This is a genomic window from Deinococcus aerolatus, from assembly GCF_014647055.1.
GTDB lineage: Bacteria > Deinococcota > Deinococci > Deinococcales > Deinococcaceae > Deinococcus > Deinococcus aerolatus.
Genome location: NZ_BMOL01000027.1, coordinates 1 through 25714, shown reverse-complemented (window position 1 = coordinate 25714; position 25714 = coordinate 1). Strand labels below are relative to the sequence as shown.

General features: G+C 64.2%; 20 protein-coding genes and 1 pseudogene. 6 read left to right on the top strand and 15 right to left on the bottom strand.

Annotated features, from left to right (window positions below; genetic code table 11):
• Positions 1-68: 68 nt before the first annotated feature.
• Positions 69-377 carry an IS1 family transposase gene (locus IEY31_RS17120; protein ID WP_188974171.1) on the bottom strand — a complete coding sequence of 103 codons (309 nt, stop codon included), beginning with the start codon at positions 375-377 and terminating at the stop codon, positions 69-71.
• A gap of 90 nt (positions 378-467) precedes the next feature.
• Positions 468-2354 (bottom strand): sensor histidine kinase, encoded by a 1887-nt coding sequence (locus IEY31_RS17115; protein ID WP_188974170.1) that lies wholly within the window; start codon positions 2352-2354, stop codon positions 468-470.
• 480 nt (positions 2355-2834) lie between these two features.
• On the opposite strand from IEY31_RS17115, the gene IEY31_RS18945 reads away from it, so the two are divergent.
• Positions 2835-5018 (top strand): GAF domain-containing protein, encoded by a 2184-nt coding sequence (locus IEY31_RS18945; RefSeq protein ID WP_188974169.1) that lies wholly within the window; start codon positions 2835-2837, stop codon positions 5016-5018.
• 467 nt (positions 5019-5485) lie between these two features.
• On the opposite strand, the gene nikC is transcribed toward IEY31_RS18945, so the two are convergent.
• From nikC to gntA, 5 genes are all read right to left on the bottom strand, one after another.
• The gene (gene nikC / locus IEY31_RS17105; RefSeq protein WP_268238973.1) at positions 5486-6346 is read right to left on the bottom strand and encodes a nickel transporter permease; all 861 of its coding nucleotides are present in this window, start codon (positions 6344-6346) and stop codon (positions 5486-5488) included.
• Complete coding sequence (locus IEY31_RS17100; RefSeq protein WP_188974168.1) at positions 6343-7350, bottom strand: ABC transporter permease; 1008 nt, start codon at positions 7348-7350, stop codon at positions 6343-6345. Before IEY31_RS17100 ends, nikC begins: the two co-directional genes overlap by 4 nt.
• 66 nt (positions 7351-7416) lie before the next feature.
• Positions 7417-9021 carry an ABC transporter substrate-binding protein gene (locus tag IEY31_RS17095; RefSeq protein WP_188974167.1) on the bottom strand — a complete coding sequence of 535 codons (1605 nt, stop codon included), beginning with the start codon at positions 9019-9021 and terminating at the stop codon, positions 7417-7419.
• 865 nt (positions 9022-9886) lie between these two features.
• A complete protein-coding gene (locus tag IEY31_RS17090; RefSeq protein ID WP_188974166.1) occupies positions 9887-10510 on the bottom strand; it encodes a DUF1989 domain-containing protein in 624 nt (207 codons plus the stop codon).
• Positions 10503-11327: a guanitoxin biosynthesis heme-dependent pre-guanitoxin N-hydroxylase GntA gene (gene gntA, locus IEY31_RS17085; RefSeq protein WP_188974165.1), complete on the bottom strand. Its 825-nt coding sequence runs from the start codon at positions 11325-11327 to the stop codon at positions 10503-10505. Before gntA ends, IEY31_RS17090 begins: the two co-directional genes overlap by 8 nt.
• A 415-nt stretch (positions 11328-11742) precedes the next feature.
• Here gntA and IEY31_RS17080 point away from each other — a divergent pair, with 415 nt between their 5' ends.
• Positions 11743-12609, top strand: coding sequence for an alpha/beta fold hydrolase (locus IEY31_RS17080; protein WP_188974164.1), 867 nt, complete (start codon positions 11743-11745; stop codon positions 12607-12609).
• A 247-nt stretch (positions 12610-12856) separates the two neighbouring features.
• On the opposite strand, the gene IEY31_RS17075 is transcribed toward IEY31_RS17080, so the two are convergent.
• On the bottom strand, positions 12857-13027 hold the full coding sequence (locus tag IEY31_RS17075; protein ID WP_188974163.1) for a hypothetical protein: 171 nt from the start codon (positions 13025-13027) through the stop codon (positions 12857-12859).
• Positions 13028-13564: 537 nt separating this feature from the next.
• On the opposite strand from IEY31_RS17075, the gene IEY31_RS17070 reads away from it, so the two are divergent.
• Positions 13565-13981, top strand: coding sequence for an IS1 family transposase (locus IEY31_RS17070; protein WP_188974162.1), 417 nt, complete (start codon positions 13565-13567; stop codon positions 13979-13981).
• A 46-nt stretch (positions 13982-14027) separates the two neighbouring features.
• On the opposite strand, the gene IEY31_RS17065 is transcribed toward IEY31_RS17070, so the two are convergent.
• Positions 14028-15995, bottom strand: a complete 1968-nt coding sequence (locus IEY31_RS17065) for an acyltransferase family protein (RefSeq protein ID WP_188974161.1) — start codon at positions 15993-15995, stop codon at positions 14028-14030.
• Positions 15996-16460: 465 nt separating this feature from the next.
• Between IEY31_RS17065 and IEY31_RS18940 the strand changes: the two genes are divergently transcribed.
• The 3 genes from IEY31_RS18940 (at position 16461) to IEY31_RS17045 (ending at position 18421) form a co-directional block, all read left to right on the top strand.
• Positions 16461-17336 carry a tyrosine-type recombinase/integrase gene (locus tag IEY31_RS18940; RefSeq protein ID WP_456236831.1) on the top strand — a complete coding sequence of 292 codons (876 nt, stop codon included), beginning with the start codon at positions 16461-16463 and terminating at the stop codon, positions 17334-17336.
• Between the two features lie 243 nt (positions 17337-17579).
• Positions 17580-18167, top strand: a complete 588-nt coding sequence (locus tag IEY31_RS17050) for a ParA family protein (RefSeq protein WP_188974159.1) — start codon at positions 17580-17582, stop codon at positions 18165-18167.
• Complete coding sequence (locus IEY31_RS17045) at positions 18164-18421, top strand: hypothetical protein (RefSeq protein ID WP_188974158.1); 258 nt, start codon at positions 18164-18166, stop codon at positions 18419-18421. The genes IEY31_RS17050 and IEY31_RS17045 overlap by 4 nt, the downstream gene beginning before the upstream one ends.
• A 782-nt stretch (positions 18422-19203) precedes the next feature.
• On the opposite strand, the pseudogene IEY31_RS17040 reads toward IEY31_RS17045, so the two are convergent.
• The 6 genes and pseudogenes from IEY31_RS17040 to IEY31_RS17015 all read right to left on the bottom strand — a co-directional run.
• Positions 19204-19737: pseudogene (locus IEY31_RS17040) on the bottom strand (IS5 family transposase); the annotation flags it as partial.
• An 80-nt stretch (positions 19738-19817) separates the two neighbouring features.
• Positions 19818-21200, bottom strand: a complete 1383-nt coding sequence (locus tag IEY31_RS17035) for a replication initiator protein A (RefSeq protein ID WP_188974157.1) — start codon at positions 21198-21200, stop codon at positions 19818-19820.
• Between the two features lie 361 nt (positions 21201-21561).
• Complete coding sequence (locus tag IEY31_RS17030) at positions 21562-22089, bottom strand: hypothetical protein (protein ID WP_188974156.1); 528 nt, start codon at positions 22087-22089, stop codon at positions 21562-21564.
• A gap of 525 nt (positions 22090-22614) precedes the next feature.
• Entirely contained in the window at positions 22615-23793 is a 1179-nt protein-coding gene (locus IEY31_RS17025) for a replication initiator protein A (RefSeq protein ID WP_188974155.1), read from the bottom strand.
• A gap of 47 nt (positions 23794-23840) precedes the next feature.
• Positions 23841-24980: an RNA-guided endonuclease InsQ/TnpB family protein gene (locus IEY31_RS17020; protein WP_229723738.1), complete on the bottom strand. Its 1140-nt coding sequence runs from the start codon at positions 24978-24980 to the stop codon at positions 23841-23843.
• 89 nt (positions 24981-25069) lie between these two features.
• Positions 25070-25522: a ChbG/HpnK family deacetylase gene (locus tag IEY31_RS17015; protein ID WP_188974154.1), complete on the bottom strand. Its 453-nt coding sequence runs from the start codon at positions 25520-25522 to the stop codon at positions 25070-25072.
• Between the last annotated feature and the right edge of the window lie 192 nt (positions 25523-25714).

The following is a 25714-nucleotide window of genomic DNA, read 5'->3' as shown; positions in this document are numbered from 1 at the left end:
TGGGGGACTTTCCCGATGATGCCAGAGGCTCCATTCTCATGTGGACAGGTTCTCCGGGTTCAGGTCACTCACCGTTTTGAGGACACCACCTCCTGTGGATCAATGCGGTGTGGCACGGTCTGAACCAGCGATTGCAGGTGATGACGAAACCAGGTCCGGCTGACCCCCACCACCCGGCAAATGCCGCGGTGAGAGATGCGCTCAGAGAGCAATCGATCCACCAGTTGCACCTGTTCAGCAGAAATTTGAGGCCGAGCATGGTTCAGGGTGAATTGGAACGTGCAAACGCGGCAGAGGTAACGCTGCTTGCCTGTGTGTGCATGGCCGTTTTTGACGATATAGACGCCTCCGCACTGCGGACACTTCAAACCGTTCATGCTTCATTGAACACCCGTCATGCTCGTAAGTCCACTACCATCCGATGCATGAATTTGACAGGGGCTGAATATCACCCTATATTGAAGAAATCAAGGCGGCCTTCTGGCCGCTTTTTCCATGCCTGGCACCGCCACGCCCACCCCAGGATGGAGGTTGGTGTCAGTGCGGCCGGGTGCGCCGTCGCCCAGCAACAGTGGGCGGACATGAGGCAACGTGAATGAGAATGTTGTGCCCTGTCCTGGCACGCTGTCTGCCCAGATGCGGCCCCCATGACGCAGGATGATCCGCCGCACCGTCGCCAGTCCAATGCCGGTGCCCTCGAACTCGCTGTGCCGGTGCAGCCGTTGAAAGGGGCCGAAGAGCCGGGCCGCGTACGCCGGATCGAAGCCCACCCCGTTGTCCCTCACCCACACGGTCCACGCTCCGTCGCCCGTATGCGTGCCGATCTCGATGACTGCACGCTCACGGGTGCGGGTGAACTTCACGGCGTTGCTCAGCAGGTTGGTCAGCACCTGCTGCAGGGTGGCCGGGTCCCCCATTACCTGCGGCAACGGCTCCACCCGCCACTCGATCTGGCGGCCTGTGGCCTCGTCCTCGACGTTCTCGCGGGCGTGGTCCACCAGTACGCCGAGGTCAACTGCGGTATAGGCCAGGGGCTGCACGGTGCTGCGCGACAGGGCCAGCATGGCGTCGATCATGCAGTTCATCTGATCAGCGGCCTGCTCCACCACCTGCAAGGACCGCACAGCTTTATCAGGCTGTCCGCCAGTCAGGGCCCGACGGGTCACCTCCGCAAAGCCCTTGACGTGCCGTACCGGGGTCCGCAGGTCATGCGAGGCGCTGTACGCGAAGGCTTCCAGGTCCTCGTTGGCCACATGGAGCGCCTTGTTGGCCACCTGCAACTCGCGGCGTTGCTCCTCCAGGTCCTGGGCCTGCCACGCCCGTTCCAGCCCCAGACCCAGACTGCGGCCGACAGCCTCGAACAGGGCCCGGTCCTCTGGCTGCCACGTCTGATACTCCTCGCTGCCGATGGCCAACATGGCGGCCGGCTGGCCGTCCCGGAAGTACGGGATGAAGGCCGCCGCGTCGTAGGATCCGGCTCCCGCAACGTGCTCGTCGCGGGCCCCCAATCGGTCAAAGAACACCGGTCCCCCGGCCTCCACGGCTGCGGACACGCCAGGGGTGGAGGCCGGCACGCCTGCAAACAGCGCGGCGCGCAGGACCGGGTCCGGCACGTTGGTGTGCCGCGCCCGCCACAGACCACCGTCCCACTCGTAGTAGCCCGTGGACCAGCCCGGCATGGAGGCCAGGAACAGCTCGCACGCCCGCTCCGCCAGCCGGACCCGGTCCGTCTCCAGGCCGATGGCCTCAGTCAGTGTCATGAACGCTTCCAGGGCGCGCTGCTGTTCCTGGCCCAGGGCTTTGCGCTGCTGGGCGCTGTACAGCGCCTGATGCACCGCCAGGAACAGGTGTCGCTGCTGCTCAGTCCACACCGCCTGACCCACCAGCCCTACCGTGAGCAGCGCGACAGGCTGCTCACCCTGAAAGAAGGGAGCCACGCCCACCGCCTGAAACTGCGCAGCCTGCGGCATGCCCTGCTGTACCGAGTTCCAGTGGTCAAAGAACTGCGGCGTGCGGGCGGCCACCGTCTGGGCCAGGAAGGGCGTGCCCAGGGGCAGCCCAGCCCGGAGCAGCGCCATGAACTCAGGGGGAACCGCGTCGCTGTCCACCTCGGCCACCCAACGCTCGCCCTCGCGCGTGAAGTACGCGGCCAGCAGGTTGGGGATGTTACGGCGCAGGATGGCCCCCACGTGGCGCGCCAGTGCGGTCACGTCATCGGTGGTGGCTGCGGCCTCACTCAGGGCCACAGAGGTAGACAGGACCTCGTTCTGACGCTGGGCCTCGGCCAGGGCATTACGCAGCCGGGTGATTTCATCCGACAGTGTGTCGAGCGTCAGCAGGCCAGAGTTGGACATCGCCCAGCACTATAAAGCGCTCGCACACCGTGGTCCGCCTGCTTGATCACGCCACTTTGAGCAGCGTAGAGAGACATCCTGTCGACCATCGCCAAGACGATGTCCCGGGGCACGCTGCAGCGTGTCCTGACGGAGAACAGGCACGCAGGCGTTGAGGTGGCGGGCGAGTTCGGTCCGCTGAAGATCGGCGGGGTTTGGCATGGTCACTTACCCAGGACACCGCCCTGTATCGTGCCTGTTCGCAACCCGACACACGTCCGGGAGTTTGCCGTCCAGCACAGTCTCAATGTGGACCTGTCCGGGACAGAGGGCTCCGCGTACTATCGGGGTGGCTCTGCACCATAATCGTGCACGGGCCACAACATCCCAGCAAGACCGGATGCTGCCGCTTGCGAGAGCTTGCCGTCTACAGTCCGTGCTGACCTGAGATGCCTCACGCTGAAAAGCGGGGCTTCATCACGTAGACTACGGATTATCACCTTGCCTCTGGATGTCCTGACCGCCACGCTGTTTCATGCCGCGCTCGACTGCATCATCTGTATTAATCAGGATGGCCAGGTCATTGAGTGGAACGTGGCTGCCGAACAGACCTTCGGCTACCCCCGCAGCGAGGCGATAGGGCGTCCACTCAGCGAGCTGATCATTCCGCCGGCCTACCGCGGCGCCCACCACGCGGGACTGAAACGGTACCTGAGCACGGGCAAGGCGCATGTCCTCAACCAGCGCCTTCGGCTGGAGGCCCAGCGCCGGGGCGGCGAGATCTTTCCGTGTGAGCTCACCATCCACGACGTGCATCTGGAAGGCGGCGTGTACTTCACGGCGTACCTGCGCGATCTCAGCGAGCAGGTACGCGTTCAGGTTCGGCAGGACGCCCTCTACGCCGTCGCCCGGAATATGGAGCAGACCATCACACCCGCGCAGGTGGTGGAGGTGATCTTGCGCGAGGTCATTCCGAGCACCCAGGCAGCCCGCGGCTCGGTCAGCGTGCTCACGCCAGAGGGCGAGCACCTGCACCTGCTGGGCGAACTGGGCTACGAAGCAGAGGTCCGGAGGGCGCTGGCCAAGTTTCCGTTGACCCTGAACCTCCCCGGCAGTCACGTCGTTCGCACAGGAGAGCCGGTGTTCGGCCTGCGTGCCGCACTTGAAACGCAGTTCACGGCGATTGCCGGCGTCTGGCCCCGGCAGTTCGCCGCGGCGGCGGTCCTGCCGCTGGGCGTGCGGGACACCACCTTCGGCTATCTGGCGCTGATGTACGATACCCCGCGAACCTTTGATGATGCGGAGCGTGATTTCCTGACCGCGATGTCCGAGCAGTGCGCGCTGGCCCTCAACCGCGCTCACCTGCTGGAAACCGAGCGCCAGGCCCGCGAGCAGATGGCATTTCTGGCCGAGGCGGGCGAGGCCCTGGCCTCCTCGTTGGATCTGGAGGCCATGCTGGCCCGGCTCGCCAACCTGGCGGTTCCCCGCATGGCCGACTGGTGCGCCATCTACCTGCCCGACGGTCCCCACCTCCACCCGCACGGCCTGGCCCACACGGACCCGGAAAAGGTCCGAACCCTGCGTGAGTACGTGAGCGAGACGCCCACGCGCATCGACGCGCCTGACGGAACGGCCGAGATCTACCGCAGCGGCACCGTTCTGCACCTGCCCAGCATCACCCCCGAGATGATCGACATGCTGGACGTCAGTGACCGCCAGAAGGCGCGGGTGCGCGCGCTGGGGCTGCGGTCCTACCTGGGGGTGCCGATGCTCGCGCATGGCCAGACCGTGGGGGTGCTGTCTTTCGCGCTGGCCGAGACGCACCGGAGCTTCACCCCTGCAGACCTGGAACTGGCTCAGGAACTCGGGCGCCGCGCGGGCCTGGCCCTGGCGCACGCCCGACTGCACGAGCAGTTGCAGGACAGCCACGCCACGCTTGAGCAGCGGGTGGAGGCCCGGACCCGTGAGCTCGAGGAGCAGACGCGGGCGCTCAGACGCAGCAACGTGGAGCTCGAACGCTTCGCCTACGTGGCGTCGCACGACCTGCAAGAGCCGCTGCGCACCATCGCGAGCTTCACGGAGCTGCTCGAGCACCGCTACGCCGAGCGCCTGGATGACCGGGGGCTGAAGTACTTGGCCCTGGTCATCCAGGGCGCACAGCGTATGAAGGTGCTGATCAATGACCTGCTGGTGTTCTCACGCCTGAACGCGGTCAAGGAGCCCCTGCGCCCGGTGGAGCTGGACGCGCCGCTGCGCGAGGCGCTGGCCTCCCTGCACATCGCCATTCAGGAAAGCGGCGCGGACGTGACCTGGGGGGACCTTCCACGTGTTCTTGGCGCCCACAGCGAGCTGGTACAGGTGTTCCAGAACCTGATCGGCAATGCGGTCAAGTTCCGCCAGGCTGACGTCCGTCCCCAGGTCACGGTCAGCGCGCGCCGCGAGGCTGAGGGCTGGCAGGTACAGGTCCAGGACAACGGCATCGGCTTCGACGCCCAGTACGCCACGCAGATCTTCCAGATCTTCCAGCGCCTTCACAGCCGGGAACAGTACGACGGCACTGGAATGGGCCTCGCCGTGGTCCAGAAGATCGTGGAACGTCACGAGGGACGCGTGTGGGCACACTCTGAACCCGGTGTGGGCAGCACCTTCGCCTTCACGCTGATGGACGCGGACGGCAGCGGGTGAGCTGAAGGCTGGAGATGACCCGGCCACAGCGGCTGTATATGGGTCCGGCGGGAGACCGTCTCACGGTCAGGCCGAGCCCGCTGAGCTTGCCCCCGTCAAGCGGTCTGGATCAGCGCGACGTCTCCAGCAGGCACCGGCCTCCATAACTTCCCTCGGCAATGCTCCAGGAATCCCGACAGAAAGTGCCCTCCCCGTTGAGAGGGTGGAGCACACTGGAGGGCACGTCTGGGAAAGCAACGGAAGACGGGGTCGCCAGAACTCAAGGAGAAGATCGTGCTCGTCGTCCTGCGCGGTGAACAGTCACTGGATGGACTGGCCCGTCAGCATGGCTTCGCCCGGAAAGACGATTCACGAGCAGGAAAACGAGCGTCTGAAAAGTCTGCCCGGCGAGAAGGCGTTGTCCCTCTACATCGCAAATTCACCAGGAACACGCTGTCTTTCAGCGGCGCTTCACAACTCTGCAGCCTTCAAACCCCTTTCCGGGGATCAAAGACGTCGCGTAGGCCGTCGCCCAGCAGGTTGAAGGCCAGGACCGTCACTAGAATGGCAAGTGCCGGGGCACTGGAAGCCCACGGGGCCTGCGCGATGTAATTGCGGGTTTCAGAGACCATCGCGCCCCATTCGGGGGTGGGAGGCTGCGCGCCAAAGCCGATGAACCCCAGTCCTGCGGCGGTCAGAATGGCGTTGCCCACGTCGAAACTGCCCTGCACCAGCAGTGGGGCCAGTGAATTGGGCAGCAGGTGCCGGAAGGCCACGCGGCCCTGCGAACTGCCCAGCGCGCGGGCCGCCTCCACAAACTCGCGCTCACGCAGCGCCAGCACCTGGGCGCGGATCAGGCGGGCGTAGGTGGGCCACGACACCACTGCCACGGCGATCATGACGTTGGTCAGGCTCGGCCCCAGTGCCGCCGAAATTGCCATGGCCAGGATCAGGCCGGGAAAAGCCAGAAAGATATCGGTAACGCGCATGATCACCTCGTCCCACCAGCCGCCCAGCAGCCCGGCCAACAGACCCGCCGCCGAGCCCACCAGCAGGGAGGCCAGCATGACGCTCACGCCGATGCCCAGCGAGATGCGCGCCCCGCTGAGCACCCGCGTCAACACGTCACGGCCCAGTTGATCGGTCCCCAGCAGATGTGCCGCAGACGGCGGGGCCAGTCGCGCGGCCAGATCCTGCGTGCTGGGACTGCCCACCAGCAGCGGTCCCAGCACGGCCAACAGCACCAGCAGCACCAGCAGCACCAGCCCGATCATGGCCCCCCCGTTGCGCCGGAAACGCCGCCAGACCGCGTTGCCCGTGCCGCCCGCTGCGCCAAGGGCAGCCGTCACGAGAAGCTGATCCGGGGGTCGAAGAAGCCGTAGGCCAGGTCCACAAGCAGGTTGACCACCGAGTACGCCAGTCCCGCGATCAGCGTGACGCCCATCACCGCCGGAAAGTCCAGACTAATGGCGGAAGTGGTGGCGTAGCCGCCGATCCCCGGCCATGAAAAGATCGTTTCAGTCAGCACCGCACCCGTCAGCAGGCTGCCGAACAGGCTGCCCAATACGGTCAGCACAGGCAACGCCGCGTTGCGAATTGCATGCTTGGCAATCACCCGCGCTGGAGTCAGTCCCTTGGACCGGGCCGTGCGGATGTAGTCCTGGGACAGCACCTCCAGCAGCGCGCTGCGGGTCATGCGGGTCAGCAGCGCGGCCGAATACGCCCCCAGCACCAGCGCAGGCAACATCAGGTGCCGCAGCGCATCCCAGAACACGGCCGGATCACGGGCCAGCAGGCTGTCGACCAGAACCAGGCCCGTGTGGGTGGGCGGAGCCAGGCTGTAGACGTCCAGGCGGCCCGGTCCCGGCAGCCAGCCCAGGCGTTCATGGAACAGCGTCAGGGCCAGAATGGCCAGCCAGTACACGGGTGTCGCTCCGCCCAGCAGCGCGAAGGTCCGCGCCAGCAGATCCGGTGGCCGCCCCTGGTACAAGGCGGCGATCACCCCCAGGGGGAGGCCGATCAACAGCGCGAACAGCACGGCCACCAGCGTCAGCTCCAGCGTCGCCGGAAAGAAGGCCCGCAGATCATTGACGATCCCGTTCTGGGTTCGCAATGACGTGCCCATGTCGCCGCGCAGCAACTGGCCCATGTAGATCACGTACTGCGTCGCCAGCGGCTTGTTCAGGCCGTTGCGCTCGCGGAAGTCGGCCAGTTGTTCTTCGCGGGCGTTGTTGCCCATCGCCGCCGCCGCCGGATCGGAGGGCAGCGCGTGCGAGATCAGGAACGCGCCCAGCGTCACGCCCCACAGCACCAGAACCATCAGGGCGAGGCGGCGCAGAATGTAGGTCAGCATTGGGCCTCCTGAATGTAAAGGGGCGGCTCGCAAAAACACAGCGAGCCGCCTTCCGTGTTGAGAGGTCTATTTCTTGCTGATCTTCTCAAACTGCACGTCGCCGTTGGCGTTGCGGTTGAAGCCGGAGATGCCCGCCTGGAGAACCACGGGCTTGTAGGGCTGATACAGGATGGCGTAGGGGCCATCCTTGGCCAGCAGCGCCGTGAGCTGCTTGTACTGCGCCAGGCGCTTGGTGGCGTTGGTTTCGATGGCTGCCGTTTGCGCCAGCTTGCCGGCCGCCGCGTTGTCCCAACCGTTGCGCCACGCCAGCGATTTGGCGGCATAGTCGCTCAGCGGGGTACCATTGCCGTCGGCGTCGGGGTAATCGGGACTCCAGTCTGCCTGGATCAGCGGAGCCTTCTGGGCACGGTAGGTGGTGTACAGCTCCGAATTGACCATCTGCTTGATGTTGGCCTTGATGCCGATTTTGGCGAGATCAGCCTGAATCTTGGCGGCCAGATCCTGGCACGGCACCCCACCCGAACACGAGCCGGTGCTGACCAGGAAATCCACACTGAAGCCGTCCGCCTTGCCTGCTGCCTTCATCAGCTCTTTCGCCTTGGCGACGTTGTTGGGATAGTAGATCTTGGGGTCTGATCCGGCCAGTCCAATCGGAATGATGGTCTGCGTTTTGCGCCCCAGGCCCTGCAGCAAACTGTCGATCATGCCGTCTTGATCGATGGCGTAGCGCACCGCCTCGCGCACGCGGGCATCCTCGAAGGGCATACCCTTGGCCGAGTTCATACCCAGATACGACAGCATGAAGGTGTCGGTCTTGAGTGCCTTGAGTTTCGGATCATTCTGCGCGGCCTTGAAGGCGTCGGGCGTGTAGTTCCAGGCCACATCGATCTCGCCAGAGTTCAGAGAGCTTTGCTGCACGGCAGATTCAGTCATATAGCGCAGGATCACGCGCTTGATACTGGGCGACTTGCGAAATGCATTGGGATTCACGTCCAGCGCCACCTGAGCGCTGCGGTCCCAGCGGTTGAGCATGAATGGCCCACTGCCCGCCGAATGGTCCTTGAGCCAGGCGGTGCCGAAGTCGCCCTTCACCTCATGCGCCTTGGCCTCTGTGGAGTCGATCACGCCGCCCACATTGAAGGTCAGCAGAGCCAGCACAATATTGGGGTTGGCAGTCTTCGGAATGTCCATCACCACGGTCTTGGCATCAGGCGCGCTCAGCGACTTGGCCGTGATGTTTGCCACGTCGGTCAGCAGAAAGCTGGATGGCGTTTTGAGCGCGATGACACGCGTCAGGGAATAGATGACATCAGCCGACGTAACGGGGCGCCCGGTGCTGAACTTGGCGTCCCGCAGCTTGAAGGTGATGCGGGACCCGGTGGCCGTGGGGGTGACCGTCCAGCTCGACGCCAGGCGGGGTTTGAGGGTCTTGAGATCATTGCCCTCGTAGATCACCAGCGTGTCATACAGGTTGCCCGCGACCAGCGAGCCGCTGAATTCGTAAGACACCCCCGGATCCATCGTAATCAGGTCCGAGAAATCGCCGCCGATGACCAGCGTGCTTTGCCGCGCGCTCTGCGCGCTTGCCAATGACAGCCCCAGAGAAAGGGCCAGCGCGAGGCCCCGTGAGAACACTTGAAGTTTCTGGGTGGAAGCAGCCTGCTGGGTCATAAGGTTCTCCATTCAGAACACGGATAAGCTGTACGGCATAACGTTTGAGTCACGCTTCCTGAGCCAGTATCCAGAAGGGGCTGGGTGGCTGTATTCAACGTGAGGCGGTCAGCGTTCAACATACTCTATATCGGTCGTTGCCTTGGTCAGTCATAGGAGTCCGGGAGCGCCACTGACTGCTCCCCGCCCTGAATGACGGGGCTCTCGCGGCGCTTTCCTCTCCACCTCGTGGTGGCCCCGGGATGGGTGTGGAAGGCATCAGACGCCCAGCAACAGCGTTCGCTGAACCGCACTGCCTGGCCTCTCCCGGTTGGGCTGACACCTTGACCTGAACGACTTCTCGACAAATGTGAAGTGCGGCGACACATCAGGCCGCACGGTCGCACCTGAAACTTTAGCCTGAGGCATGAACACACGGGTTGATTTGAGTAACACGGCCTCCACCGTTATGTTCCTGGCGGCCGGTCTCGTTCTGGCTTACGGGGTCTGGACCGGGCGGCGGGACCTGGGCTTGCGAGGCGCTGTGGGCGTCCTGGGGACCGCGCTGTTGGCGGGTTTGCCACTGCCCTTTCTCCTGCTGACCCGGGCTGGTTGGTCAACCCCGGCGCAAAGTGGCGTAGGCACACTTATGACCTTCCTGCTGGCAGGTGGCCTGGGCATACTCGCCACTTTTCTTCCAGTGTATGTGGCGGTCAACTGGATGGAGGTCATCCGGAGCGAGACCCGACCCAGGTAGACGTCACCACACAGATGCGTTCCAGCGGTTGAAACGAGCGGATGTCTGGCTTTTAGACCTCACTCGGACCGTAGGACCGCCTGTAACCCGGGCACAGTGGGTCATCTCGGCTGGTCCTGCTGGAGCTCGTCAATCCTCCTGAGCCGGAAGAATGTGGTAGTCGATGGGTTTGAAGGTGCCGTTGTTGCTGCCCTCTGCCGAACAGGCGGTCAGGCCCACCACCAGGTCCATCTCGGCACGCAGTTCCAGCGATTGACCAGCCCGCGAGATGGGAGGACCGATCTTCACGCGGCCGTCCTCACCGATCAGTACGTTCATAAAGATGTTGAGGGTGGTGGGGATCTGGTCGGGCTCGATGCCGTAAGGCGCGAGGGCCTGCACCAGGTTACCGAAACAACTGGGGTGCCCCTCAGCGGTGCCGGGTGGATACAGCAGTTCGAAAGTCTCGGTCGAGCACGGCGTAAGCAGGAAATCGTGGCGGCCCACATCGTCGCGCAACAGGGTCAGCATCGGGCGGCTGCGGTTGGAATACAGGATGTGCCCGCTGGTGAGGTAGATGGTTTCGTTGTAATCGAAGGTGCGGCCGGAGGACAGCCACTCGCCGCTGTCGCCGTCAGCGTAAGCCATCAGGTCAGCCACCTGCTCGCCGCGCGGGTCTGTCACAACAAGCACCTCACCCTGGCGCAGGCGAAAGGCGGTGCCGCTCTGGGGGGGGATGCGGTGGGTTGCGGTCTGGGGGACAGCTTCAGTCATGGGCACTCTCCTGATGAAAACGTCGCGAGGCGGACAAGAAGGGGCAACGGACGCCGTCCGCCTCCGGGACACGCAGGTTATCCGGCAGTTCGGGGAAGGGCGCCTGCCACCCGGGTTCCACCGCGCGGCCCGAATACTGCCGGGCCTCAGACGCCTGCCCGTGGTCGGCCAGGTTGGGATTCAGGCTCCCTTGCAACTTCATCTCGCGGCCCCGAATGGTCTCCTGGAAGCGGGACCAACGGCCGTCGCGCTTCAGCGCCTGGAACTGCCGGTGCGCGTTGAACACCAGCGTCGGATGGGGAAAGGCCCGCGCGATGCGGCTGCTGCCCGGATGCCCACCGATGATAAAAAAGGCCCGCCCCGCGAAGGAGAACCCGAAGGTGGGGTCGCGGGGATCGGCACTGACCTCAGGACTGTGGGGCGAGGCATCGGCCCGGTGCAGCGCCCGGAGTTGTTCCCACAGCCGCGCCTCAAAGGTCTGCTCGTCCATGTCAAGCGGTCCCCGGAACACAGCCACCATCGTCGTGAAATCGGAGTCCATCCGGTCCTGATCGTGACAGAAACGCACCAGGTCACGGGCCAGGGCCGCCGTTGCCTCCGGGCTGCCCAACTCGCTGTAATTCGCAAAGGCGTAGCTGTCGGTATTGAAGGCCGCCTTGGCCGCTACACAAGAGAAGTCAGGAGCCAGGATCCGGGTTCGGAAGCTCTGGTGGGCCTGCCGCACGAAGGAGCTGCCCGCCGGGCCCCGCAATTTGCCGTTTTCAATCAGGTGGTAGCTGCTTAGGCCACCCCCCGCTGAGATGTTGTCATTGAGCATCGTTCCTCCACTTTCCGCGCGGTCCCGGATGAACCAGGCGCGGGGTTTTCGTCCACCGAACCTAACGGCGGGGGCCCCGCCACTCTGTAGAGTGCGCCCCTAATTCAAGGAAAAACAGCAAGCGGTGAAGAAAGCCAGAAAGTCCCTCTCAGACGGGGCTTTGATCTCAGTCCATGGCCATGCGTGGCTTGCTCCTGAAAGGGGGGCAGTTGGGTTGGTCACACGCTCCTCTGCAGGAGCCCTGGCAACCTGACGGCGGTGGGCTGCTGAGACGTGACCGCCGGCAAGCCGGACCTCCGTCGATTCCCTAAGTCCGGGGCATTGCGAAGATGCGGATGGGCTTCTTTTCGGAAGCCGAGGTGTGGTGGAGCGGAAAGGGCAGGCAGCGCCGCAGACCCGCGTGTTACTTTCACTCATGTTTGATGGCTTTGTGCTGGAGATGGTCCAACTTCCCGAAGCCACGTTGCGCGTCCGCTACGGCGGTTCCGGCTCCCCGCTCCTGCTTCTGCACGGGCACCCCCGCACCCACGCCACCTGGCACCGCGTCGCGCCGCTGCTGGCCCGGACACATACGGTCATCTGCCCAGACCTGCGGGGCTACGGGCAGTCTTCCAAGCCCGCCGATACACCGGACCACAGCGGCATGTCCAAGCGGGCACTGGCGGGTGACATGGCAGCTCTGATGACCCACCTGGGCCATGCGCGCTTCGCTGTGGCGGGTCATGACCGGGGGTCTTATGTGGCCTTCCGGCTGGCCATGGATCACCCGGAGCGCGTCTCTCACCTGGCCTTTCTGGGGTTCGTGCCTATTCTGGAAGCTCTGGAACGGGCGGGTGAACGCTTTGCCAGGCAGTGGTGGCACTGGTTCTTCTTCGGGCAGCCTGAGAAACCCGAGCGTTCCATCCTGGCAGATCCCGATGTCTGGTATGGCAATACCCCCGAGAAACGGGCACAGATGGGGGAAGAGGCCTACGCTGATTACCACGCCGCCGTCCACAATCCGGCCACCGTGCACGCCATGCTGGAGGACTACCGCGCGGGCCTGGGGATTGACCGTGAGCATGACGCCGCAGATCGGCGGGCCGGACGCGTGCTGGGGTGTCCCACGCTGGTCTTGTGGCCGCTGCTGGATGATCCAGACCTGTACGACGACATCCTGGGCATCTGGCAGCCGTGGGCACCGGACTTGCGGGGCCACGGCCTCAAGTCCGGCCATCATCTGTCCGAGGAGATTCCAGAGGACTTGGCTGCCGCTCTGCTGACCTTCCTGGACGGGCGTTAGCCTGGTCGGGCGCCGTCACGTGTGCCTCCGCCCACCGCCTGGGGGCGATTCCCGTCAAGAAGTATCGGGTGTGCAGGCAGGGCGGAAGACGCAGCGCAGGGGGCGGGGACACGGTTCATGGGACTGGGCGTGGCTAAGGAGGGGCGAGGCAGAGCGCAGAGGTAGACACTCCCCCCTGCGCTCTGGCAACGTGCGCTCACGGCCTTCCTGCCCATGAAGCTCTCCTGGGCACGAGGTCAGGCGATCTTTACTCCGCTTCCGGCAGCTCGACGAGTTCCAGAAGGGTACCGTCAGCGTTGTGCAGGTAGACCAGGCGCGCGCCAATGGGGCCGGGCCCCTCCTCAACGCTCACGACCCTGCCGCGCACCTGCCAGCCCCAGCCCCGGCTGATCTGCACGAGCTGATCCAGCCCGGTCACCCTGAGCGCCAGGTGCCAGGACCCGATGTCCGCCGGGCTGGGCCGATACCTCCGGCGATCTGCGGGCGAGAGCGGCTGGTACAGCTCAAGGCTCAGGCCGCCTCTTTCAGCATGGCGATCTTGCTGCGCAGACCGGGAACCCCAGTTTCATCTCCTGGCAGCGGGCCGCCAACTTCCGCCATGCCCTCCAAGATGGGTAGTGGACTTCCGAGCATGACGGGTGTTCAATGAAGCATGAACGGTTTGAAGTGTCCGCAGTGCGGAGGCGTCTATATCGTCAAAAACGGCCACGCACACAGGCAAGCAGCGTTACCTCTGCCGCGTTTGCACGTTCCAATTCACCCTGAACCACGCTCGGCCTCCAATTTCTGCTGAACAGGTGCAACTGGTGGATCGTTTGCTCTCCGAGCGCATCTCCCACCGCGGCATTTGCCGGGTGGTAGGGGTCAGCCGGACCTGGTTTCGTCATCACCTGCAATCGCTGGTTCAGAGCGTGCCACACCGCATTGATCCACAGGGGGTGGTGTCCTCAAAACGGTGAGCATTCCAGCACCAGCGGCGCTGGTGCTGGAATGCGATGAATTATGCACATTTGTGATGCGGCACACCCATCAGCTCTGGATCTGGCTCGCCATGGACCGACACACGCGCAAAATCGTGAGTTGCTTTATGGGACGGCGGGATGCAGTGAGTGCATTTGGATTGTGGGAGGGCCTGCCCAACCCATACCTCGATGCGGTCTGTCACACAGACCGCCTGGGGGCCTACAAAAGTGTCGTTTTTGGCGCGCTGCACCGCATCGGTGGCACCCAGCATATGGAGCGATTCAATGTCACCCTTCGGGTTCGATTGGCTCATCTGGTCCGCCGCACGCTGTCCTTCAGCCGCAAGCAAGCCAATCTGGATATGCTGATCTGGCTCTTTCTCCACCGCTACAACGCGTCATTCCCTTGAAATCCTCTACCCACGACCCGGCGCGGGTCAAAGCCGCGCCGGCCGGTCAGCGCCCGGCCCCACCCACCTGATGCCCGACGACAAGCGGCGCCGCCCGCACCAGCGCCCCGGCCAGCCGCCGCGAGCCCTCATCGCTCAGGTGATGGCCATCCCGGAACAGCATGGTCTGCCCAGCGGCCACCTGACACGCCGGCGTGCAGAACACCGGCGTGGGATCAAAGAACACCGGCCCCAGCGCCCTCAGGGCGGCATTCGCCTCCAGGGATGCCCGGGTGGCGCTGCCAAATGGCCGGCATCGGGCGCGCGGGGTGATGGCCGTGTCTGGCGAGCGCAGGCAGTCGATGACCTCGGGCCCCGGCTCGATCACGTTGCCGATCACCGTGACCGGGTGCCCGCTGCGCTCCAGGCGCGCCGTCACGTCCTTGAGGCCCTGAAGCCCGATGCGCCGCAACTCCGGGGTGGTCAGGTAGTTCTTCCAGCGGGCCGCGATGATCACCGGGGCCGGGGGCAGGCTTTCCAGGAACTTCAGGGCGTCCATGTTGCGCTGGGCACAGGCCCGCCTGGACGTGCGCGAGCGGGCGTACGGCAGCTCAGAGACGCCCCACAGCGGCACGCAGGCCGAGGTAAAGATGATCTTGACGTTCTGCTGCGGCAGCGCCCCGGCCAGCCCCGGGGCCAGATGCTTGGCGTGCGAGTCGCCCCACACGTACACCGAGCGTGGCCGGTCCTCCGAGGTGGCGCAGGTGATGGGCGGCTGCGGGTCTTTGCCCTGGCAGAACCTGGCCTGTGCCCGCTCCAGCGTGTCCGAGGTGGGGGCCACCACGCCGTTCACCCGCGCGCGGTCCGGCAGGCCGTCGGTGGTCAGGGCCAGGGCGCCCGCACCGATGACCAGGGCGTACAGCGCGGCCACCGGGTACAGCCGGGCGGGCCGCCGCGTGCGGTCCTTGTGAGCGCGGCGGCCCAGCCGAAAGGGCCGCTCCACGCCGTGGTACAGCGCCAGCGCAGATGCCGCCGTCAGGCCCAGCAGCAGCGCCTGATCCGCCACGCCCAGGTCACGCTCGACGATGAAGCGGTAGAACACGTACACCGGCCAGTGCGTCAGGTATAGCGAGTAGCTCAGCACCCCGAGGCCCACGGCGGCGGGGTGGCTCAGCAGACGGTGCACCACGCCCGTGCGGCTGCCGTGGATCAGCGCGGCGCTGAGCAGCGCCACGCCCACCGCGTTCCAGCCGGGGAAGCTGGAGCCGTCCGACAGCACGCAGGCCATCACCAGGAGGCCGGCCAGCCCCACCAGGCCGGTGACCTGCCCGAAGCGGCGTTCCAGCGACAGCGGCAGCCACAGCAGAAGGGCCCCGAAGCCGAACTCGAACATACGGTACGGCGTGAGGTAGAAGGCCGCCTGCGGCAGGCGCTGCGTGAGGTCCACACAGAAAGCCAGCGACACCACGCTGACGGCAGCCACCACCCACGGCGTGATCCGCTTGCCGAGAAAGCGCAGGCACAGCAGCATGAAGGCCGGCCATACGAAGTAGAACTGCTCCTCGACGCTCAGCGACCACATGTGCAGCAGCGGCTTGGTGGCCGCGCTGGGGTCAAAGTAGCCCGAGGCAAAGTACAGCTCGCGGTTGGCCAGCGAGAACGCGGACATGACACTGAGCTTGCCGTGACCGGCCAGCATTTCCGGCGAGAACAACAGCAGGGCCAGCAGGCTGGTCACAGCGATCACGGCGATGGACGCGGGGATCAGGCGGCGAAAGCGGCGCACGTAGAACTGGACGAAGGAAAAGGTGCCGCCCTCGATCTGCTGGCGCAGGATGCCCGAGATCAGGAAGCCTGAGATCACGAAGAAGATGTCCACCCCGATGAAACCGCCCCGGAAGGGCGGAATCCCGAAGTGGTAGAAGATGACGGCCAGCACTGCTAGGGCGCGCAGGCCGTCGAGCTCCGGGCGGTAGGCAAGGGACCGGGCAGGGGCTTCAGTCATGGGGGCCAGGGTGGAGCGGGATTCGTTCATGTCGTCTCCGCATGTGACGCTGCTCAACCCTGGAATGCACGGCAAGACAGGATTGTTGAGCAGCAACATAGGACAAAAGAGAAGACGGCATGAGAAGAAATGACGTGCGGCCTTCGCGTGCTGATAGGTCTGCGAAAGATGCACACGGAAGTGCTGGAATACTTCCGCCGGTGAGCTGTTCTTTCCAGCAATGGCACGACACAAGCTGACCCCGCAGCCACCGGCCTAGACGAGGCCGAACGGTTCCTACGTGGCGTGCGGGATTGGTTTTCTTGCTTCGCGCCCTGCTTATTGGTAGTCCGTTGACTCATGCGTGATTCCCCGTTCTGGACGATATTTAGGCCACGTACAACTGGAGAGGAGTCCCTCATCCGACCTGATCCAACAAATGAAAGAGTCGCCGAGGTGGTCGTTCCGTGCAATAGGCACGCCAGGCTTGCCACACCCAGACAAACGGCTCCAGCCATAACCGCACCTGATGCAGCAAGGGACTTCAACTGGGCACCCTCAACCTGGTCACCTACCACGTCCGCCTCAAGGGCGCCGCCGGCTCCGATACCAGCCCACGCACCCTGCGCAACTACCACCTCGCCGTCCGCAATTTTCTGGGCTGGTGCTGGAGCGGGTCCCAGACCCTGGCCCTCAACCAGCTGGCCGACGAGCACGTCGAGCAGTACCTGCTGCACCTGCGGACCCGCCCGCGCCACCCGCGCACCCCGCGCCCGCACGGCCGCGCACGAACGCAAGAACGCCTTTCCCACCGCGCTGCTCGCCGAACTCCTGGCGCTGCCCCAGACCCAGGGCCACGCGCCCGAGCGTCAGGCCAGGGACACCGTCATCCTGCTGCTCGGCGTGCGGCTGGGCCTGCGCCTCGACGAGATGGTGCGCCTGGACGTCGCCGACGTCGACCTGCGCTCTGCCCGCCTGCGCGTCCGGCACGGCAAGGGGCACAAAGCCCGGACCGTCGATCTGCCGCCCGGGACGCTGGCCGCCCTGCAGACCTGGCTGGTGGCCCGCCGCGCCGTGGTTGCAGACACCCAGGTGGATCAGGGGGCGCTGCTGCTCTCGTTTCAACCGGCCGCCCGGGGCCAGCGCCTCTCGAACCGGAGCCTGTATTCCGTGGTCGCCGGCTACGGCCAGCTGCTGGGCCTGGACGAGACGCTGTGCGGCGTCCACGCGCTGCGCCGGACGGCAGACACCCGGCTGTACCGCGCGACCAGGGACCTGCACGTGGTGGCCGACGTCCTGGGCCACGCCTCCATCGCCACTTCAGCCGTGTACGCCAAACTCGACGTCAATACCCGCCGTGCGGCGCTGGCGGCCGCGGAAACCATTGAGTGATCCCGGCAGCCGGTGGCGCGTCGGTCTCCCCTCTTCCTTCTCCCCATCCAGATGGCAGGTGACAACGCTTCCTCCCCTGCCACACAGGTATTCGGGCTCCGCCTCCCCCGTCTCCTACAGGGATGGAGGGCCCACCGTCAGCGTCACGCAAAATCACAGAAACATTGTTCCTCACAAGCCCTGTTTTACATTTGTGTGATAATTTGATTTGCTCTCAAAACAATGGTGTGAAACAATGGGATTGTGAAGGTAATCAGTGTGTTGAGCCGTAAGGGTGGGGTGGGCAAGACCCTGGTGTCGGTGGGCGTGGCCCAGGTGCTGGGAGCGGCGGGCCACCGGGTGGCCCTGCTGGACCGCGACCCGGAAGGCAGCGCGATGGGGTGGCAGCACGGGGCGCAGAAGGGCGAGGTGCCTCTCCCCTACCAGGTGATCGGACCGATCGAGGCCACCAGCATGGTTGGGCTCGACTTCCTGGTGGTCGATACGCCGCCCAACGACATCCGGATCCTGCAGGACACGGCCCGGCAGTCCCACGTGCTGCTGGTGCCGCTTCTGCCCGGAGCAGGTGAGATGGACCGGTTGCAGGAAACCGTCCAGGCCCTGAGCGAGGTTGAGCTGCAGCAGGGCGTTCAGCTGGGGTTTGTGCTGAACCGCATGGAACACGACAATGTCAGCGCCGCCATGGGGCCGACGCTCGAGCAACTGGGCTACCCGGTGGTGGCCCAGATCCGCAAAGCGGTGGACTACCAGCGGGCGTTCGGAAACATGATCCCGGCCCACCTGACCCCGCCGTTCAAAGAAGCACTCACCAATCTGGGGGTCCATCTGTGAGCAAAAAGTCCACGGACGCCAGCAGCATTCTGGGGGCGGCCCGCCGATCGGCCGAGGTTCCGCGTCCGCAGGCCGAGGCGAGCGCCCTCCCGGAGACGCCGACACCGCCGGAACGGCGCGTCAATGTGGCGCTCAAGGCGCCGACGCACAAACGCCTCAAACTGCTGGCGGTGCAGCGGGACACGACCGTTCAGGAACTGGCTGAACAGATGCTCGTCGCCGCACTGGACGCACAGGAACGCAGAACGACGTAAGCGTGAGATTATGGAAGTGCGATTGTGTGACAACACATGACCACACCTCCATACAAGTATTGAATCGATGAGGGTCTCTCCAAAACGCCGTGGGCAGCATGATCAGTTTGGCGTGTGTTTGTGTGGGATTATGCTCTCACGCAAACACACAACTTAGCCGATCGCGGCTTCACACTAAAACACAACCAGAAGATTACACAGGTGTGTTTTCACAACATCACCGCCCTCCTGTTTTGTGGTTTTAAACCAACATACCGCCACCAAAAGGTGAGACGTTCAGTTCACACTATTATACTTTCACACATTCACCACGTAACACGGTTGAGCGGCCCAGCGCCGTAACGGTGGTCAGGACCCGGCTGCGCCCCTACGGCGCTTCGCAGGTGGCCACCTCGACAGCCGCGATTAGAGAGAGTGGCTTCTATCGGGGGCGCTTTTCGTCTCTGCAGGCGGCGCGGGGCCACCTGCAGCAGGCTGGAATGCGCTACCCATATGCACATGGCTGGTGAACGCGCCACACGACACGCACACTTCAATTTGAGCCACCATTTGGTGTTCACTCCGAAGGACGACCGCCGCCATTCGTTCTTTGGCCCGTCCCGCGAACGCCTGATGGAGATTTTCACGGCCATCTGCTTGGAACGGGACTGGCCCATCCGGGAGAGGGACGTCAACCAAGCCAATGGGCGTTCCACCACCCAGCGACGGGGCAGCACCTGAAACCCTTTGGCCTTGTCGCTGCGTTTGATAATTTCCAGTGTTCAGCCCAGTGTTTCCAGCGTTCATGTGCCGAGCTTGCCCCGATCACCGCTATCGGCCCAGACGTGACGGAGGCGCATAAAGCGCCTCCGCATATACATCAATGCCATTTTCCCGCCATCACGATCCTGAATGTCTCCCGTTGTGATCAGCACCACCAGCAACAAGCCCACCGTATCGGTCAAAATATGCTGTTTGCGCCCGTTGGTCTTTTTCCCTGCGTCCACACCACGTGGCCCCGCTTGCGGGGCGCAGCGCACTGTCTGGGCGTCTCTGATGCCCGCACTCGGCTCCGGGTCGCGCCCCGCCGCCACTCTGGTGTTCCGTACCAGGACACGATTGATCGCTTCCCACGAACCATTAACTTCAAAACGGCGAAAGTACGAGTCCAAGGTCTGCCACGCCGGAAAGTCATGCGGCAGATTTCTCCAGACAATGCCACCCTGCAACACGTACAGAATCGCGCACAGCACTTCGTGGAGGTCGACCGCGTACGGTCGACCTCCTGATTTGGCAGCGGGAAGCAAGGGTTCGAGCCGCCCAAACTGGGCTTGGGTGAGGTCCGATGAGTATGGCTAGCGTTTCACACCTCAAGCTTGTTGCCATCGGGCCTGACCCTTTATAAACACGCTCTTGGTCAGGCCCCCGGGGCTTTAAGTTGCGCTTTGAGCTTAACTACAAAGTCTTGCAGCTCAAGCGTCGCCGTCGCCCGCGCCGCCTCATGGGCCAGGCGCACCGCCTGCAGTTCCCCCGAACGACACCGGTCTTGCAGCGCTTTTAACTCCTCGCTTGAGAGCGGCTTTTTCAGCAGCAGCAGCAGGGTGGCCCCCACCTCCTTCCACTGCTCCTGGGGCGAGAGGGCCAGTTGCTGGGCCAGCCGGGTCTCGTGCAGTTCATGCGCCTCACGCTCACTCTGGGAGGCACGCACAGCCTGTGCCTGCCGCGCTTCATCCGGAGACTGAGTCACCGAAAAACTGCTGGGCAATTCGTACTTCTCAGCGTCGGCGATGATGTCGGCAATAAAGCCCGGCGGATTCCGGATCACCTTGCCCTGGGCCCTGACCTGATCGTAGTACCTGACGGCCGCTTCGACGCGCTGCGGAAAATCCGTCGCAAGCTGAACGGCGCGCGGACCGCCAATCCGGTATTCGCGCAGCAAGCGCACGAGTGCAGGATCCGGCTCGTTTTCCTGCCGGAACACGTAGTCCAGGGTCTGCCGCTGCCCGCGGCCCGTCACCTGAATGTCGGCCAGGTAGCCTGCAGCTGCGAGTTCCTCATGCGCGGTGTCCAGCGCCCGCATCACCTTGCTGGCCCGCTCCTCGCGGATGCCGCAGGCCTCCCGCCAGTCGAGCAGGGGGACGCTCAGGGTGCGCAGCATGGTTCCGTCATCCGCGTACCGGTGGGCTTCGGTCAGGCGGTAGAGCGCGCGGGAGTGCGGCTGCTCCAGGTGGGTCAGCACCTCGCGCCGCAGGGCGTGGGTGAAGCCGGCCCGGATGCTGGACGCCAGCTGATCCGAGAGCCGCACGCTCAGTCGGGCGTCGGGCAACAGTTCCGGCAGGTCGCTGGTCTCCTTTTCCCAGTACCGCAGTTCTTCAAACAACCGGAAGGCGGCATTGAAGCGGACGGGGCGGCCTGCGGGATCCACCCAGCCCTCGCGGACGATGAATCCAGCGGCCCAGATGCGCAGCAAGCCTTCACGAATCCGCCGGAACGCACGGCCATTCTTGGTCATCATGGCCGCTTCCCGCAGCGCGTTGGGCGTCGTGTGGATCCAGTTGTCCTCTGGGCTGCCCTGCGCGACAAACAGCTGTTCCAGCCCCAGCATGATGTCGGTGTCTGCCCCGTGTGGGCGTCCCCGGGTCCCCTCGCCATGCACCTCAATCATGCGTCCGCCCACCTGGAACTGGCTCTTCCAGGCGGATTCTGCCGAGAGGCGCGTCTGGATGCTGAAGAAGCCTAGGCGGTCCAGATTGCGCTCCGTGAGCAGGGGAGGGAGTTGTGGCGGCTTTTTTCGGTACATGTCGTTGTTCTTCCTGATTAAAGAATAAAAGAAAACAACAACAGAGAAGGAGGCATTTTCTGTCCTAGACGGTACTTTTGGACCAGAACGGCCCAAAGGTATCCCAAAATTTCGGGCCAACGGCCCAAAAGTATCCCAGAATTTTGATCTGACGACCCAAAGGTATCCCAAATTATCCTAGCAAGTGGTCAAATGCCAGAAACATGCGCCAGGAGCTCTAAAGTCTCGATTCGGCCCAAAGGTGTCCCAAAAAATCGGCCCAAAAGTGTCCCACCAACGGCCCAAAGGTATCCCAGAAGATAATTCCGTCTGGAGCGGCATTTTTCCGCTTCGGCCCAAAGGTATCCCATCACCTTGGCGTTCAAAGTCGGTGCAGAACGCCGGTTGACGCTCTGAAAGCCGCCGGGAACGGCCCAAAGGTATCCCACTTTTTCAGACCAGGAGGTGCGAGGGTTGGAGCCTGCGTCTTCTCCGCCTCCCAGTGTTCGGCGCAGGCGCTGGGCCGCACCCTCCAAGTCAACCGCCCACGCGCGGCCGCAGCCAGCCCCGCCACCGCTTCCACAGGCAGCCCGGCGAGCTTCTCAAGCGCTGTAGCGTGGGGCGCGCGGCCCAGCTTGATCTTGGCGGCGTTGCCGATCATGCCCAGCGATTTTTCCCGGGTCATGGGCAGCAGCATCGGCTGCGGTTCGGGTTTAGACTTCGTCCTGGCGCCGGCGCGTGGTGCAGCGGCAGGCAGGGGAGACGCGCCGACGTATTTGTCCGGATTGCGCACAGCGTCCACCATCGCCCCGCCCAGCGACCGCGGCTTGAACCCCTGGGCTCGCCGCGTCCGCAGCGCCTGAACGACGTCCCGGACCCAGCCCGGGTACTCAGTGACAGCTAGCGTCACCATTTTTCACCACACGAGTGTCAGGGCATTTTTGTGTGAAGATGTGATAGATTGCATACTGGGTCATGAAATGTGACGCAAAAGTTGGTGCAGCGCTGGAGCGCGAGTTGCCCCCCTCACTCTTGCCCCGATCGGCCCTGCAGAGCCCTGCGCTTACTCTGGCCCTGGCCCAATCGACGAACGTGCTGCTGATGCCCCCCATAAACCCCGCGTGTCCGCCCGACGTCCTGACAGCACTGCCACAGTTGATGAGACGCGGAACGACGGGCGAGACAGACGAAAGGCCAATTCATTCAGGCCTTACACGCGGTTCTGGAGATGCCCACACTTCGCTGTTCGCCGGCGCTGGGACCGCCCACGCAGGAACTGGTCTGGAGTCTCGGCGGGAGCGTCGGCCTTCACCCGAAGCTCCGGCATGAGGCCGTGCAGGCGGGGCCGCCGCGCTGGCACAGCTTCTTGGGGACGATGGGGCGGAGGAACACTCCTCCCGCGTGTTGCGGTGGGCTACTGCGGCTGAACTTCCGGCTAGAGCTCGGTGGGAAGAAGGGCCATCACCAGAGGCAGCGCCTCGCTTTTGGGCCGTTTGAGTGCGTCCAGAAGCGCCACCATTCCGGGATCACTCAATTCGTAGATGGCCTCCACAGTTTGCGGGGACGGGGCGCGGCCGAGCTTCAATTTCATCAGGACCAGGATCGTCTCGGCGGTCGTGGGGGCCGGGGCCACATCCCCCCCGCCCTTCTTGCCCACCCGTTTGTTCGCCAGGGCCTTGAAGGGCTTCTCAGTGGCTGCGTAGCCCCATTTGACTGGGTTCCGGACCGCGTCTACCACCGACGCAGGGAGCGAGCGTGGTTTCCAGCCGGTTTTGAGACGTTCGTCGATGATCTGCAGGGCGGGTGTAATGCGCTGGGGATGGTCGGCCGCCAGGGCTTCTGCCACCGGCCGGGTCACGCCCCGGTCCAGCAGGCGCTCCACGGCCTCGGGCTCTGGAGCCGCGAGGAAGGTGTACGTGATCTGGCCGGCCTTGCCCCGGCCAGTAAACGCCACCTCGTGCAGATAGCCCTCAGCCCGCAGGCGATCATGTGCCAGGTCAAGCATCCGTTTGGCGTTGTCGACGCGCTCGTCCTCCAGGCCACAGGCGGTGAGCCAGTCGCGCAATGCGAATGACAATTCGCTGACCAGGGAGCCGTCGCCAGTCACCCGGTGCGCCTGCAGCACCCGGTACAGACTGCGGGCCTGCGGCTGTCCCAGGCGCGCGAGCAACTCGCCGTCCAGAATTTGAAACAGGCCCGCGCGAATAGACGCCGCAAATGAGGGAACGAGGGTAATCTCGATCGGGCTGGCCTCACTGATCTCGCGCACCTCGAATGGCCGGTGCTGCCCAGTCGACTGGTCGACCAGACGCAGTTCGGCGATCAGGCTGGTCGCGGTGGTGTCGCCGCGATGCTGACGCTGACGCTCGTCCCAAAGGGTTCGAACCATCGTCCATTTCACGCCCCACAGCCGCAGCAACGACTCGCGCAGGCGGGTGTAGTACTGGCCATTGCGCGCGTGGCCGCTCATGCTCAGCAGGCCAGAAGCCGTGACCTCGACGGAGTTGTTGTCCGGACAGCCCGCCCGGAAAAACAGCGTCTGGATGGCCAGCAGGACATCGGCGTCCTGTCCGTGCGGCCGGCCATGGAATGCACTGCCCTGCACGCGGTACATCACGTCGCCAATGGATTGACTCTCCCACGGATGAATCCGTGGGATTCTCAGTGAACGCTTGCGCCGAGCGCTACGTTTTCCACTGACGGGCAAGCCCTGCCCAGGATGTTCAGGGCGGCGTTCCAATCAGCATTCGCCGTGTGGCCGCAACTCTGACACACAAACTGCGATTGACTGACCCGGTTCGCCTTGCAGGTATGGCCGCATTTGTGGCACGCCTGCGAGGTGTAGCGGGGGTCTACGGCGATCACTGTCCGAGCGGCGCTTGCAGCCTTCTGGGACAGGAGAGAAAAGAACTGACCCCATCCGACATCGTGGATAGACCGGGCCAGATTCCCCCTGCCCATCCCCGATACGTTCAGGTCTTCGTGCGCCACCAAATCGTTCTCCCGAATCAACTTGGCGGCGGTCTTGTGGTGAAAGTCGAGACGCTGACGGCTGACCTTGCGGTGCAACTTCGCAACCGCACCCTTCGCCTTCTTGCGCCTCTCTGAACCGCGCTTCTTGCGGCTGAGGGAACGTTGCTTCACGCGCAGCTTCGCCATGCTCGACTTGAAATAGCGTGGATTCTCGGTGAACTCCCCATCGGAGGTGATGCAGAAATATGTAATCCCCACGTCCACGCCCACAGCCGACCCGGTAGCCGGAAGCGGCTGGGCTTCTACTTCGCAGACGTAGCTGACGTACCACTCCCCGCAGTCCCGCGTGATGGTGGCCGTCTTGATCTTGCCTTCCAGCGGTCTGCTGAGCCTGAGTCGGATGTTGCCGATTTTGGAGAAGTAGGCCACGTCGCCCGCCACGCTGAAACCAGACTGCGGATAGCAGATGGAGTCGTACCAGCCTGCCCCTTTGAAACGCGGATAACCCGGTGTCTGTCCTGCCTTCACGCGGCGAAAGAATGCCTTGAACGCCTTCTCCAGCCGCTTGAGAACGTCCTGAAGCACTTGGCTGTAGACGCCTTTGTACTCGGGCAGCGCCTCTTTGATCTCTCTGAGGTACTTCATCTGATCGTAGGCCGTGATCGTCTTCCCCGCCTTGCGGTAGGCGTCCCGGCGCTCCTGAAGAGCCGCGTTGTACAGGTTGCGGCAGAGCCTCAGTTGCTCCAGCAGCGCGGCCTCCTGAGCCTTGGTGGGGCGCAGACGGTAGCGGAACGCTTTTCTGTGCGTGGTACTTTGTATGGGCGTCACCTCCTTTGAAGGTGTCTGCCACGCTCCCGGCTGCTCTAACAGCGCGGGGGCATTGCCGTTCCAGCATAGCACGCGGCGGCGCTTTCGCTTCAGACATAAGCATCAGCCCGGCCTCCCTTGCGGGAGGCGTGGGTTCTGCATCCCATGGTTAAAACCGTGGGCTTTCCACCCACACCCTTTTCTGTAATGTCCAGGCCCCAGGCCAGGGCGCGGTCCAGTTGGGCGGCCAGTTCCGTGCGGACGGTGGCCGGATGGGCCTGCCTGGCTTCCGCGACCCCGATGTGGAAATAGCCCTGCCCATCGGTCAACGCGGGCGCACAGGTCAGCGGTCCCCAGCGGGACGCGCTCCACTCGCTGGTCAGGGTCCAGTGGACGCCCACGTCTGCTGTGGGGAGGGCGCGAATGGCCTGCGCCGCCGCCGGCGCCCAGGCACACGGCATCATCACGGCGGCGGAGGAGAGCAGACCGGCCCCGTGCAGCTCCTGATACGCGCTGACGGTGGCCTGGCACATGCCCAGGTCATCGGCATGAAAGACCACCACGCGGTCACGCTTGTCATAGCCGAGGGCGTTCAGGCTGGGATTGGGGGGGAAGTTCGATGGATAACCTCCTGTTCGCTGAGAACAGTGATCACGGGACGCTGCGCTGGACTGTGGGTCAATGGAATGAACCCCTCGGACAGGACCACGGGCCAAGTCACTTCGCCCCGGTCAGCGGCTACGCTGACCAGACCG